The sequence below is a fragment of the Nonomuraea sp. NPDC003727 genome (assembly GCF_053586935.1).
In genome coordinates this window covers 279,084-291,739 of record NZ_JBSFNE010000004.1, presented here as the reverse complement: position 1 = coordinate 291,739, position 12,656 = coordinate 279,084, and the positions used below count along the sequence as shown (strand labels likewise).

Here is a 12,656-nt window from a genome sequence, read left to right as displayed (position 1 = left end):
CGATCCCGGCCCGGCATCACCGGCCGACGCTGACAGCGGTCGAGCACGACGCCTCAAACCGTTGGAGGTCATGCCGGGTCGGGTTCCTGGTCCGGGATGGGCTGGAAACCAGAGCACAGGATGCGCAGCCACATGATTCGTTCGCCGGCGACGGCGTAGTAGACCTGCTGTTCCACCAGGTAGCGAGTGGATCCGGTACGAACCTGCAGGCGGTAGGCGAGATGTTCGCGGTCGCCTACGCGGCCGGTGGCGACGTGCAGGAGACGTTCGATGTCGTCGTCGGGTTCGAACCAGTGACCGAGAATGATCTGGTCGACGACCTCGCCAGGGCTGTCGGCGTCCCAGTGGGCTCCAGGGGTGAGGGCCTTGAAGTCGAGCGGGTCGCCGAGCAGGGTGCGCAGCGTGTCGCGGTCCTTGGCGGCGAGAGCCTGCGCGAACCTCTCGCCGAGCGTGTGTCCCGTCACCGACGCTCCTCCTCTGCCTGGAGGGTCACGGGGCGGCCGTGGTCTTTCCACGCCTTGAGTCCTCCGTCGAGGTGGGCGACGCCGGCGTAGCCGAGTTCCTGCAGCGCCAGGGCGGCGAGCGCGGAACGGCCGCCTGACGCGCAGTACAGGATGGTCGTGGCGGCGGGGTCGAACTCGGGCCGATGGTAGGGGCTGGCCGGATCGGCCCAGAACTCAAGCATGCCGCGCGGAGCGAGGACAGAGCCCGGAACGCCCCCGTCGCGGGCGACCTCGCTGGGTTCACGCAGATCGATCAGGGTCACCGTGCCGGACTCCAGGGCCTCGGCCACCTCGGCGACCGACAGGTTCCGAACCTGTGCGCGAGCGCGGGTGATCATGTCGGTGACGGAGCTTGCCATAACGTGGTCCTTTCGGGAGGCTCCCGATATCACACGGCATTCTCGAAGCAGGCACATCCGTGCTCAGTACGGAACTTTTCTGGGGGATGATCGCGTCATGGAGGACGCCGCGATACCAGAGGCGTTGCGGAAGGCCGGGGTCACCAGGCGGGAGGCGGAAGTCTTCTGGCTGGTCGGTGAACGGCTGGCGAACCGTGAGATCGCCGATCGGCTCGGGCTGTCCGAGCGGACCGTGGAGAGCCATGTGTCGTCCCTGCTGCGCAAGCTCGACCACGCGGCCAGGAGGGACCTGGTCGAAGGCGCGGCGCGGCTCCGGAAGCGCGCTCACGCCCTGCCCAGGCATCTGTCGTCGTTCGTCGGCAGGGAGCGTGAGCTCCGCGAACTCGCCGAGCTGGTCACCGATGACCGTATGGTCACGGTGACGGGGCCCGCGGGCATCGGGAAGACGCGCGTCGCCCTGTACGTGGCTCACGAGGCCGTCGGGCTGCCTCCCGCGCTCCTGGTCGATCTGGCCTCGGTCCCGCCCGGCGGACCGGTCGACCGGGCGTTCGCCGACGCCCTCGGCGTGGGCGGCGACGGCAGGGACCTCGGCCCGCAGATCATCGCCGCGATCCGAGCACGCCCGTGCTGGCTGTTGGTCGACAACTGCGAGCACGTCGTCGACGCCGTCGCGGCCTTGCTGGCCGGTCTGCTGGCGGTGGCCGACGGTCTACGCGTGCTGGCGACCAGCTACGGGCCGCTGGGTGTGAGCGGCGAGGCCGTCTACCAGCTTCCGCCGCTGCCGATTCCCGACGAGGCCGCCGATTCCGGTGAGATCCTGGACTGCGCCGCCGTCCGGCTGTTCACCGACCGCGCGACCGCCGTCGCGCCCGGCCTCACCATCACGCCGGCCGACGCGGCTGTGCTCGCGACGATCTGCCGCCGCCTGGACGGGTTGCCGCTGGCCATCGAACTGGCCGCCGCCCGTACCAGGTTCGCCTCGCCCGCCGAGCTGCTGCGCCTGCTCGACGACCGGTTCGCGCTGCTGACCGATGCGCCGCGTCCCAACCGCCACCGCACCCTTGAGGCGGCCCTGCGGTGGAGCTACGACCTTCTGGACGACGACGAGCGCCTCCTGCTGGACCGCTGCTCGGTGTTCCCCGGCGAGTTCGACTACGACACCGCGATGCAGGTGTTGGCCGCGCCACCGCTCACCGACACCGACCTCACCCGGGTCTTCCCACGCCTGCTGGACCGCTCCATGATCTCCGCCCGCCGCCAGGGCGGGGACACGCGGTACCGCCTGCTCGACAGCGTCCGCCAGTTCGCCCACCACAGGCTGGCCGAACGGCAAGAGCACGAGGAGATCCACGACCGGCACGCCCGCCACCATCTGACGCACGCCGTGTCGATCGTTCCCGCGCTGAGAGGAGGGGACCAGACGGCAGCCCTGCGCTGGTTCACCGACCGCTGGACCGATCTGAGGACGGCCGTGCGACGCGCCCTCGACTCCGGTGACACCGCCGCGGCTTGGGGCTTTCTCGCCGGCGTCGGCACCGGATGGGAGACCCTCGGGGCCCGCGGCGAACTGTTCACCTGGGTGAACGCGCTGCTCGACCGGCCCCTCCCTGAAGGCTCCTTGGGTGTCCGCGCCGCGATCACTTCCTGCCTTCTGCTCTGCTACCAGGACACTGACAAGGCACTCGAGCTGGCCGGCTGGGCGGCGGACCACGCGGCGACCGAGGAGGAGCAGGCGTTGGCCGTCCTGGCGACCGGCTGCGTGGCCGTTCACCGGCCCGCTCCCGCCGAAGCGGCCCGGGCACTCGACGGCGCGGCCGCGGTCTTCGAGCGGCTGGGTGATGACTGGCATCACGCGCTGGCGCTGTCCACGCTCGCGAACGTGGCGGCCGACACCGCGACGGCGGTGGATCGGCTCAGCGCCGCGGCGGCCCTGTTCGGACGGCTGGGCGACCGCGTGAAACGCGCCAACTGTCTCAACTACATCGCGAGCCGGCTGATCCGCGACGAGGTTCGCCTGGCAGAGGCCGAGACCTGCCTGAACGAGGCGCTCGACCTCGCCCTGCGCACCGGAAGCGACCACGAACGCCTCCACGCCCAACTCCACCGAGCCCGCCTCAGCCAGCACCGAAACGACCAAGAGTCGGCGACGGCGCTCTTCACCGATCTCCTCCCGGAGTTCCACCGCATCGGAGACCTCCGCTGCGTGACCTACTGCCTGCTAGGTCTCGGCCGCGCAGCCGCTTCGCACGGCCACCACCGACGCGCGCGACGCCATCTCCGCAAAGGGGTCGACACCGCGATCGCCATCAACGACCACAATCTGATCGCCACCGGCCTGCGGCTGCTCGCCGAGACCGAACACGCCGCCGGCTTCGCCGCCCGATCCGCCCAGTTGCTGGGCGCCGCGACACCCGCCGGCCACGGCGGTGTGGGCGACAGCCACCTGCGGCTCACGCTCCGCGCCGAGCTCGGCGAGGCGGCCTTCGCTTCCGCACTCACGGCCGGCCGCGCGACGCCGCCCGCCGAACTGCTCAACACCCTGACGGCTGCGGACGGAGCCGACGCCGATGAGTGAAGGTCCTCCACTGCCCCCTACCGACCCGGATGACCGTGCCAGGGCGAGGCCTCGACGAGGATGTGAGCGAAGGCCGGATCGAAGCCGCGAGCGGTGGAGTGGCTCTTGAGTAGCGGTTTGCCGGTGCCGGAGACCGGTATCCCCAGGGTGTGGGCGAGCATGCGCAGCGTGCGCCGGCCGGCGTCGGTGACGGCGGTTTCGCAGCCGAGCAGGCGCACCGCGACGATCTGTAGCCGCGGTAGCAGCCGGTCCTGGGCCAGCGTCCGGAAGAAGCGTGCCACGACCGGATCGAGCATGTCGATCGGTGTGTCGCCCAGGCGGAGCAGGCGATGGCCACGGGTCGAGTGGCCGATCAGGTCGAGTGTCGCCGGCGAGACGGCCTGGTCGAGGCGGCGTTCGAGGACGTCACGCAGTTCGCTGAGCGAGCCCGCGTGCTGCAGGTTCACGCAGCGCGCGATCCGTCCGGCGAAGAAGGCCTCGGCGCAGTCGGGCGAAGCGATGTTGAGTGAGGCCGGCGGGGCGGGCATGGCCGCTAGTCACCCGCGAAAGGCGGGAGCTTGGGTTCGCTCACGACGAGCAGCGCGGTGGTGACCACGAACGCACCGCTGTCGAACAGCGCGGCCAGGTGCGGGCGGCGGGGTCGGTGGGCGAGGCCGGGGACTGCCGGAGGATCGGCTACCGGTGGCGCCGAGGGGACAGAGTCGGGATGCACGGTTACTCCTTGGCGTGTGGTCGGGATGGTGCGGTGGACGGGGGTGGCGGGCCGGTGCGAGGTACGGAATCACGCGCCAGGCCGGGAACCCTTGGCAGGGCGCCGATCACCACGTGGGACATGTGCCTGTGGGACTCGGTATCCGTCTGGTCACCCCGCTAGTCACCGGCGCAGTCCGGCCATTTCACCGTGTTGAGCGCGCCGGCCATGAGCGTGGAAACGCACTCCTCACCGGCCACGACGGCGGCGGGGCGCGGGGCGCCGGAAAGCTCGGGCCCGGGCAGGACCGTGGCCGGCGGGGTGACGTTGAGTGCGACGGCGGCGGTCACCGGCAGGGCGGCGGTCAGCAGCGCCCCGGACCACGACCGGCGGGGTCGATCGGCGGTTGTGTGAGATGCGGAAGGGTTGGGTTCGTTGTTCATCGCGAATCCTCTGGGTCCGGGCAATCGTGGGGTAGCCGACCGCTGATCAAGAACAGCGCGCCGTGTTTGGGTGCGTCGTCGACGCCGATCGTGGTCAGGCTGGCTGGTCCGGCGTCACACTGCTCCGCGGAGCGGAGATCCAGCCACATCGTGATCGGGCGGACGCCCGGATGCTGCGACCTGCCCGGCGGGTAAACCGCCACGCGCGCCAATGAGCCTTGCTCCTGAAGGATTTCGGCGTGGTGACCGGTGTAGCGATTGCCGGCCCGCGGGTCGTCCAGGTGCGGCCAGTAGACGGCGGTCATGTACTCATGCCGGTGCCCGCTCACCCCCACCGGAGGGCACGCTGGACGCAGGGCGCGGGGAAGCGACTCCACGAAACCGTGCTCGAGATAGACCGCACCGGCGATGTGCACCTCCGGCCAACGCGGGCCGAGTGTCGTGCCGCTCGTCATGCCGTTTGGCCCGGTGAAGCAGTCATCGACCTGCACGTCATCCCAGGCGATCTGTTTCGCGGCGGCGGCCGAGGGAGTTCGGGCGAGATCGATCTCGATGAGCCGGTTCGGGGCGAAGCCGTGATCGACTGGCTCCTCCGCCCAGAAAGCACAACGTGTCTCGCCGTCGATCCGCCCCAGGAAACCCCCGGTCCCATAAAAGACACATCGCATCGCAGCCGCCTCTCCGCCTGTGCGTGGATCTCGTTCCACGCCCACCTGCCTCACTCCCTGAGGCGTTCCGTCCCGTTTCTGCGAACGGAGCGAGACGGCACCGCCGACCGGCATGGGTGTCCCGCGCCGGCACATTGACGGAACACGGCTTCCGCGTGCTGCGGATCTGTCCTGGAACGAGATGGAACGCCGATGTCCACGAAGGCGGCGTCGGGTGCGTCGCCACATCGAAAAGGATTTGAGATGCACGTCCTTCAACGGATACGGCCGGCAGCGGTAGGTGCCGCGCTGGCACTGGCGGTCGGCGTGATCACGAGCACGGGCACGTCCGCCATCGCGGCGTCCTCCACGGCCGACGAGGGGACGGTTCATCTCGTGGCGAGCCTGCTGGGCCGCAACGAGATACCGGGCGCCGACGGTGCCGTCGGCGACCTGGACGGCCGAGCCGTCGAGGTCATCACGATCAAGGGCTCGACCCTCACCTACACCGTGCGGTGGCAGGGCATCGACGTGCCGACCGCGGCGCACATCCACGCGGGGGTGGCGGGTGCGAACGGCGACGTCAAGGTTCCGCTTTTCGCGTCCGGCCAGTTCGGCTACGTGGCGAGAGGCTCGGTGACGGTCGGCGACGGTGACCTGCTGGCCGCCCTGACCGCCGACCCGACCTCCTTCTCCACCGACCTGCACACGAACGGGTTCCCCGGCGGGGCCGTACGAGGTCAGCTGCACAAGGTGAGCCAGCCGGTCGGCGAGGACGGGCCGAAGGTCGACGTCGCCCCCGTGATCAGGGGCAAGCAGATCTACGCGTGCACGAGCCAGGACAACGGCGCGTTCGCCTTCACGCAGCACGACGTGTCCGCCCTGCTCAACGGTGACATCAAGCACTCGTTCGTCGAGCCGAAGGCGGGGCCGCCGCAGTGGGTCGCGCCGGACGGCAGCGCCGTCACCGGCACTCTCCTGCTCAGGACGCCCAACGGGACCGGCAACATCGCGGAGCTCGAACTGCGGGCCACCCAGACCGGAGGCGACCAGGGCCGACTGGCGCAGGCCGTCGAGGTGATGCGGCTCAACACCGTCGGCGGGGTCGCGCCCGGCGGTCCCTGTGACCCGAAGGCCACGCCGATCGCCAAGGTCCCCTACCAGGCCGACTACCTGTTCATCAGGTAGCCGAGCGCCGGGCCGTACTCCCCGTCAATCGCAGGACTGTCCGCACTGTGTCGGGCGGTTCGTCGGCGATGACCGGATCGGCCTCGGCGACGCGGGCCGGGACTCGCCGGATGGCCTTCCCTACGGCGATCCCGGCCCGCCCCTGCCACTGGCGTCAGGCGGGTTGCGGCCACACGTCCGTTGATGGACTCTCTAAGATCATGAACGATCCTCAGCTCGTCGGACCCTACGTCATCGCGCGCCGCCTGGGCAGTGGCGGACAGGCCGTGGTGTACGAGGGGTACGGTGCGACCGGCGAGCGGGTAGCGATCAAGGTATTGCACTCCGAGGCGGGCCTGGGCAGGCCCGCCGCCAAGGAGATCGCGGCCGCACGCCGGGTGGCGCCGTTCTGCACGGCCCGCGTTCTCGACGCCGATCTGGAAGGGGCGCGGCCGTATATCGTCAGCGAGTACGTCGACGGTCCAAGCCTTCGTGAGGCCGTCACCCGCGACGGCCCCTATTCCGGCGATGCTCTGCGCCGCCTGGCGATCGGGATCGCCACGGCGATGGCCGCCATCCATGACGCGGGAGTGGCCCACTGCGATCTCAAGCCGGACAATGTGCTGCTGGGCCCGGACGGGCCACGAGTGATCGATTTCGGTATCGCCCGCATCGTCGACAACTCGCTGACCGCCTCGCGCGGCATCATGGGCACGCCCGGATACATGGCTCCCGAACTGTTCTCGGGCGGTCTGCCAACCGCCGCCGCTGACGTGTTCGCCTGGGGCGCGGTCATCGTCTATGCCGCCACGGGCACGGCGGCGTTCTCCGGACAGCATGTCGCCGCGGCCATCAACGGCGTGCTCCGCAAGGAAGTCGACCTGAGCGCGGTGGCCGAGCCGTTGAAGAGTCTGGTGTCCGCCACCCTTGCCAAGGACCCCGCAGCCCGGCCCACCGCACGCGAGTTACTGCTCGGCCTGGTCGGGGCGGCCGAGAACGGTGGCCTGCTCCAGGCCGGCAGCCGGGCGGCGGCCGAGGTTCGAGGGAGGACTGCCGACCCACACCTCGGCGAGCAGGCCCAGCACGCCTTCGAGCGGCTGTCCCCGGACGATCAGAGCGTGGCCGACCAGCTCCTGCTGCGCATGGTCAACGGAGACGGCTCCCTGAGCAGTGTCGATCCCGACGAGCTGGGCCGAGCGACGATCGAGCCGGTCGTGTCCGCGCTGACCGCCGGTGGCGTGGTCCATGTGCGCGACGGCGACATATGCCTGGCCCATCCCGCGCTCGTCCAGGCCTGGCCCCGGCTTCGCACACTGATCGCCGAGGAGGGCCCTGGGCTACCCGTCTACCAGCGGCTGCGTGAGGCCGCGCGGAACTGGAACGGGCACGGCCGCCGAGAGAGCGACCTGTACCAGGGAGTGGCGCTCGACCAGGCGACCGCCTGGGCCGCCGCCGGCCGCCGCCGCCTGCAGCTGGCCTCGGTGGAGCGGGCGTTCCTTTCCGGCAGCGCGGGACTGACCCAGCGACGGTTACGGCGCCGCCGCCTGATCTCGATGACGCTGGCCGTCCTGCTCGTCGCCACGGCGACGTTCGCCGGGCTGATGGAGCTCAGCCGTCGCGAGGTCCAGCGTCAACGCGATGACGCTGTGGCCAGGCAGCTGGCGGCCAGAGCGGAGACCCTGCGGGAGTCGGACCCCGCGGCTGCGCTGCTGCTGAGCGCCGCGGCCGCCACAACTGCCGATCTTCCCGATACGAGGAGGGCGCTGCTCGGGTCCCTGGCACAGCCGAGCCTGACCCGTGGGACCACGCGGGCCATAGGACTCGGCCAGGACGGCAGGTCGCTCGTCGAGATCAAGGACGGCGCCGCGGTGATCTCCGACGCCGTCACCGGGCGGACCCTCGCCCGGGTCCCTGGGGTCGAGCACAAGGTCAAGGTGCGGGTCGCCTTCCTGTCCACCGACCGGCGCTACCTGGCCACAGCCGAATGCAAGGACGCGTACTGCAACTACGGACCCGTGGTGACCATTCGGCGCACCGCGGACGGCAAACAGGTGGGCAGCCCCGTCGCGTGGGACGACGGCGTGCTGGATCGCAACGACCTGAGATTCGACGGCAGGGGCCGGCTGCTGCGCAAAGCCACATGCGGCAAGTCCGCCGTGTTCGCGGGGCCGCGCCACCCGGGCACGATGGTCGGTTGTACAGCGGGGTCGTCCATCGGCATCTCGGACGCGGGTACCGGGCGGATCGTCTCCCTTGAGAAGATCGGGGGATCCGAGGACCGCTTCCGCTTCGCGCAGCTGAGCCCGGACGGGCGGCTGCTGGCCGTACAGCGGGACTCCATGAGCCTCGACGCGGACCCACGGTCCTACTTCGTCGACGTGTGGACGGTGAGCAAGGGAGTGCTCGGCCGGCATGCGGGCAGGGCCGCCTTCCCGCTGCATGAGACGCCGGTGATGAACTCCGGTGCGAACGAGTGCTGGCCGGAGCGGCTGGCCTTCGACGCCTCGGCGAAAGTGCTCGCAGGTGAGCTGTGCGGCCAGGTCGTCATCTGGGGACGGTCCACCAGCCTCGAACTGTCTCCTACGATGCCCGTCGCGGGACCCGAAGACCCTTGGCGACCGATGGACGTCCTGCAGACGTTCGAGCATCCGGTCGGCTCCGCGATCGCCTTCAGCCCCGACGGCGACCTGTTCACCATGATGAGCGACGGCGAGGTGCGCATCGTGGACGCCCGCCCGCTCACGCGCCCCGGTTCGCGCGTGGGTTCGGTCAAGTCGGCCGCTCTCAGCAACGACGGACGGCTGCTCGCCGTCATGGACGACTCCAAGCTACGGATCATGGAAGCGGACACCGGACGCGTTGTCCACGCGTTCCGCGAGCCATGGGTGAGTCCGGACTTCTCCGCCGTCATCCAGGGCATTTACCGGCCCCCGCTGCGCTTCTCCCCCAATGGGCGCCTGCTGGCGGTCCACGGTGACGGAGCCGAAGTCGTGCTGATCGACACAGCCGCCGGGAAGGTGCTCGCCAAGTACACGCTCGACCACGAACGTCCGATCTCCTCCTCCGGCAGCGGCGAGATCCTGGCTCTGGATTTCTCTGCGGACGGCTCATCGCTGGCCGCGGCCGTCGTCGTCGCCGACGAAGACTCGGCGGACAACGGCTTCAGCATTCGCGTATGGGACACCCGCACCGGCCGCCAGAGCGCGAAGGTGGATCAGGTGTTCGCCGAGACCCTGGCCTTCTCGCCGGACGGCGCGAGCGTCGTCGTCGGCCACCCGGACAACGGGGTCTGCGTGATGGACCTGGCGACGGAACCGACCTGCCAGCGCACGGAAGCCTCGGGCTTCCGCATGCCAGGCTATTCGACGGAGAACCTCGGATTCACTCCCGACGGCCGGCACGCCCTGCTCCGGGTGGCCGACGGTTCTGTGACGCTGTGGGATCCGGCACTACGGCAACCGTCCGGGCCGGTGATGCGGGGCCACACCGAGGCCTGGATCGCCACGGCGGCCTTCAGCCCCGACGGTAAGACCCTGGCCACAGGCGGCTACGACAACACGGTCCGGCTGTGGGACGTCGGCACCGGCACTCCGATCGGGCCTGCTTTCCAGCATGACGGCGACGTGCTGGCCGTCGCGTTCGGCGACGGCGGCCGGGCACTGCGCAGTGTCGACGCCTCCGGCGGTGTTCACACCTACCCGCTCAGCCTCAAGCAGGCGTTGACCGCGGTGTGCGCCAAGGCGGGGCGAACGCCGTACCCGGCCGAACGTGGCCTCTATGGCCTGCCCTCCGGGAGCGGGTGCGACAAGCCGGCTGCGGGTGCGGCGCAGTAGCCAGTGTGCGCCGTGGTCGCGCAGGGGTGAAACGGCTCGCGCTGGGTGAGCGCGTGTACGTTGAGTTACCTCATCGCCTGCCGCTCTCGGGAGCCCGTCCGGCGCGGCGGATCCCTCTTGAGAGGGATGGGGCAGTTCACTCGCCTCGGCGATGTCCGTAAGGCCGCGCGAAACCAGGATGGGGGAGGTCATCGCAGCTAAGGAGTCAACGAGATGAACCCCCGCATCGCCTTCGTCGCCGCCCCCCTCCTCACCTTCACCTACGGCGTGATCCGCATCCTGGACGGCCTGGACGGCAGCCGCGGTCCCGGGCTCGCCTGGACAACCGGGCACCTGGCCTTCATCGGCGCTCTGGTGTTCTTCGCCATGACCTTCCATGAGATGCGGAGGCTGGCCGGTCGGGGACGGCTGGCCAGCGGGCTGGCCTTCACCGGATATGTCGGGATCGCCACACTGATCGCCCAGTTCGCCATCGACATCGTCATCGGGTTCCGGTCAGCCGACCACGCCGCGATGGGCGTGCTGTTCGACCAGGTCCAGGCGGTTCCCGGGGTCCAGCAGGTGATCTACGACTTCGGGCCGCCGCTCTTCTTCGTCGCCCAGATCGGCCTGGTACTCCGGCTTGCGATCCAGCGCCGCGTCAAGGCCTGGACGCCCGTCCTGGTGATCGTTGACGTCCTGGTGCCGTTCGTCGAGAAGGACCTCATGCCGCTGGGCGCCGCCTTCCTGCTGATCTCCTACCTGGCGCTGGCCCGGGTGTCCCGCGCGTCGCGTCTGGCTGAGGCCCGGCACCGCGTGGTCGAGCCTGCCGTACCGGCTTCTGTGTGATGAATGGAGAATGCCGGGTCGCGTCCCTCCTCAAGCGGGTGCGTGCCGTCCCGGCACGCCGGCTCGAACGGGCCGCGGAACGCGAGCGGGCGCGCATCGCCAGGGACATGCACGACGTCCTCGCCCACGCGGTCAGCCTCATGGTCGTCCAGGCCGAAGCCGGGCCGGTCGTGGTGCGCGGCGATCCCGACCGGGCCGAGGCCACGTTCGACGCGGTCGCCGCCTCGGCGCCGCTCGGGGTCGCTCGGGGTCGCGGCATGAGGAGTTCGCGCGTCGTCATCGCCGACGACCGGGAACTCGTCCGGGCCGGATTCGCATGATCCTCGACGCCCAGCAGAACCCCGGGTCGGCCGGCCTCTCACTTGTGGTGAATGCGGAGCCGGTTCCCCAACCAGCGGGTGACCGGCGGCAGGGTGCTCAGGCGCAGGGGTAGGTCTCGCTTCAGCAGGTCGAGCCGGCTGGCGGGGGCGTGGGTACCGCTGTTGCGGCGGCCCATCGCCTGGCGTTCCTCCACCTCCGGACGCAGCCGGGCCTCCCAGTCGCGCAGGGCGGTGGGCAGGTCGCCGGGCTGCCGCTGGAGGGCCGTCCCGAGTTCGTAGGCCCCCGCGACAGCCAGCGAGGAGCCGTAGCCCGCGAAGAGGGTGACACACCAGGCGGCGTCCCCGAGAAGCACCACCCGCCCGTCGCTCCACCGGCCGGCGACGATCTGGCTGACGCTGTCGAAGTAGAGCCGGTCGGCGGTCAGTTTCCGGATCACGTCCGGCGCGGTCCATGGGATGTCATGGAAGACCTCCGCCAGGGCCCGCAGCGGATCCTTGGCCAGTTCGGCGGCCGGGTCGGGGGTGCCGTAGGTGAAGAAGGCCGCGGTCCTGCCGGGGCCGAGGTTGGCGATCGTGAACAGGTGGCCGATCCGGGTGACGGTGGTGAAAGCGCGTTCGGGCGCGCCGTCAGGAAGGTGATCCAGCGTCGTGGCGGCGATGACGTGCCCGAGGTCGCGGCGGAACCGGTTCTCCGGGCCGAAGACCAGCTCGCGCACCTTCGAGTGCAGCCCGTCGGCGCCCACCAGCAGGTCGGCCTCGACCGTGGTGCCGTCGTCGAGTTCGACGCGGACGCCGCCGGCGTGCTGCTCCACCGCGGTGAGCGTGGTCCCGAACCTGATCGGCACGTTCTCCTCGACCTGCTCGTACAGTGCCGCCTCGATGTCGCCGCGCATCAGCGTGAGGCCGCGCTCCCCGAGCAGGGTCCGCACCGTATGGTTCGGGACGGTGAAGCGGTGCCGGCCATCAGGCTTGAGGTAGGCCATGGCGACCGCGCCAGAACAGCGCTCGCGCAGCGCGGGCAGGACGCCCATGCGCTCGGCGGCGTCGTAGCCACGCCCGAAGAACGCCACCACGTACCCGCCTGTTCTGCGGGCCGGAGCCCGCTCGACCACCAGCGGTTCCCAGCCGATCTGGCGCAGCCGCAGCGCGGCGGCGAGCCCGGCGATTCCTGCTCCGACGATGACGGCCTTTCCTGCCATGTTCCTCAGCCTCCTCGTAAGAATGAGCATGTGCTCATACAGCATGAGCACATGCTCATTCTTTGTAAAGACGGTTCCGGTAGATTGGCTG

Annotated in this window: 12 protein-coding genes; 5 read left to right on the top strand and 7 right to left on the bottom strand. The window is 70.2% G+C overall.

Going from position 1 to position 12,656, the window contains the following annotated elements; all coding sequences use genetic code 11:
• Window positions 1-68: 68 nt before the first annotated feature.
• Together ACWDLG_RS12970 and ACWDLG_RS12965 are read right to left on the bottom strand one after the other, a co-directional pair.
• On the bottom strand, window positions 69-464 hold the full coding sequence (locus ACWDLG_RS12970; RefSeq protein WP_449919203.1) for a hypothetical protein: 396 nt from the start codon (window positions 462-464) through the stop codon (window positions 69-71).
• Window positions 461-862: a rhodanese-like domain-containing protein gene (locus ACWDLG_RS12965; RefSeq protein ID WP_449919202.1), complete on the bottom strand. Its 402-nt coding sequence runs from the start codon at window positions 860-862 to the stop codon at window positions 461-463. The genes ACWDLG_RS12970 and ACWDLG_RS12965 overlap by 4 nt, the downstream gene beginning before the upstream one ends.
• A 97-nt stretch (window positions 863-959) precedes the next feature.
• Here ACWDLG_RS12965 and ACWDLG_RS12960 point away from each other — a divergent pair, with 97 nt between their 5' ends.
• Window positions 960-3,437, top strand: a complete 2,478-nt coding sequence (locus ACWDLG_RS12960) for an ATP-binding protein (RefSeq protein ID WP_449919199.1) — start codon at window positions 960-962, stop codon at window positions 3,435-3,437.
• Between the two features lie 17 nt (window positions 3,438-3,454).
• Here ACWDLG_RS12960 and ACWDLG_RS12955 read toward each other — a convergent pair whose 3' ends face one another.
• The 4 genes from ACWDLG_RS12955 to ACWDLG_RS12940 form a co-directional block, all read right to left on the bottom strand.
• The gene (locus ACWDLG_RS12955) at window positions 3,455-3,964 is read right to left on the bottom strand and encodes a hypothetical protein (RefSeq protein ID WP_449919196.1); all 510 of its coding nucleotides are present in this window, start codon (window positions 3,962-3,964) and stop codon (window positions 3,455-3,457) included.
• 5 nt (window positions 3,965-3,969) lie between these two features.
• Entirely contained in the window at window positions 3,970-4,149 is a 180-nt protein-coding gene (locus tag ACWDLG_RS12950) for a hypothetical protein (protein WP_449919193.1), read from the bottom strand.
• Between the two features lie 158 nt (window positions 4,150-4,307).
• Entirely contained in the window at window positions 4,308-4,571 is a 264-nt protein-coding gene (locus tag ACWDLG_RS12945) for a hypothetical protein (RefSeq protein WP_449919190.1), read from the bottom strand.
• Window positions 4,568-5,284, bottom strand: coding sequence for a hypothetical protein (locus ACWDLG_RS12940; RefSeq protein ID WP_449919189.1), 717 nt, complete (start codon window positions 5,282-5,284; stop codon window positions 4,568-4,570). The genes ACWDLG_RS12945 and ACWDLG_RS12940 overlap by 4 nt, the downstream gene beginning before the upstream one ends.
• Before the next feature lie 198 nt (window positions 5,285-5,482).
• Between ACWDLG_RS12940 and ACWDLG_RS12935 the strand changes: the two genes are divergently transcribed.
• The 4 genes from ACWDLG_RS12935 to ACWDLG_RS12920 all read left to right on the top strand — a co-directional run bounded on the left by ACWDLG_RS12935 (window position 5,483) and on the right by ACWDLG_RS12920 (window position 11,366).
• Window positions 5,483-6,406 carry a CHRD domain-containing protein gene (locus ACWDLG_RS12935; protein WP_449919186.1) on the top strand — a complete coding sequence of 308 codons (924 nt, stop codon included), beginning with the start codon at window positions 5,483-5,485 and terminating at the stop codon, window positions 6,404-6,406.
• Window positions 6,407-6,606: 200 nt separating this feature from the next.
• Window positions 6,607-10,218, top strand: a complete 3,612-nt coding sequence (locus ACWDLG_RS12930) for a WD40 repeat domain-containing serine/threonine protein kinase (RefSeq protein WP_449919183.1) — start codon at window positions 6,607-6,609, stop codon at window positions 10,216-10,218.
• A 213-nt stretch (window positions 10,219-10,431) separates the two neighbouring features.
• A complete protein-coding gene (locus ACWDLG_RS12925; RefSeq protein ID WP_449919182.1) occupies window positions 10,432-11,046 on the top strand; it encodes a hypothetical protein in 615 nt (204 codons plus the stop codon).
• Window positions 11,047-11,084: 38 nt separating this feature from the next.
• Window positions 11,085-11,366 carry a histidine kinase gene (locus ACWDLG_RS12920; RefSeq protein WP_449919179.1) on the top strand — a complete coding sequence of 94 codons (282 nt, stop codon included), beginning with the start codon at window positions 11,085-11,087 and terminating at the stop codon, window positions 11,364-11,366.
• Between the two features lie 38 nt (window positions 11,367-11,404).
• On the opposite strand, the gene ACWDLG_RS12915 is transcribed toward ACWDLG_RS12920, so the two are convergent.
• Window positions 11,405-12,565, bottom strand: coding sequence for an FAD-dependent monooxygenase (locus ACWDLG_RS12915; protein WP_449919177.1), 1,161 nt, complete (start codon window positions 12,563-12,565; stop codon window positions 11,405-11,407).
• Window positions 12,566-12,656 lie beyond the last annotated feature (91 nt).

Bases quoted from the DNA above. Each gene is read 5' to 3' on its own strand.
- ACWDLG_RS12965 (WP_449919202.1), bottom strand. From the start codon at position 862: ATGGCAAGCTCCGTCACCGACATGATCACCCGCGCTCGCGCACAGGTT.
- ACWDLG_RS12960 (WP_449919199.1), top strand. From the start codon at position 960: ATGGAGGACGCCGCGATACCAGAGGCGTTGCGGAAGGCCGGGGTCACC.
- ACWDLG_RS12955 (WP_449919196.1), bottom strand. From the start codon at position 3,964: ATGCCCGCCCCGCCGGCCTCACTCAACATCGCTTCGCCCGACTGCGCC.
- ACWDLG_RS12945 (WP_449919190.1), bottom strand. From the start codon at position 4,571: ATGAACAACGAACCCAACCCTTCCGCATCTCACACAACCGCCGATCGA.
- ACWDLG_RS12935 (WP_449919186.1), top strand. From the start codon at position 5,483: ATGCACGTCCTTCAACGGATACGGCCGGCAGCGGTAGGTGCCGCGCTG.
- ACWDLG_RS12930 (WP_449919183.1), top strand. From the start codon at position 6,607: ATGAACGATCCTCAGCTCGTCGGACCCTACGTCATCGCGCGCCGCCTG.
- ACWDLG_RS12925 (WP_449919182.1), top strand. From the start codon at position 10,432: ATGAACCCCCGCATCGCCTTCGTCGCCGCCCCCCTCCTCACCTTCACC.
- ACWDLG_RS12915 (WP_449919177.1), bottom strand. From the start codon at position 12,565: ATGGCAGGAAAGGCCGTCATCGTCGGAGCAGGAATCGCCGGGCTCGCC.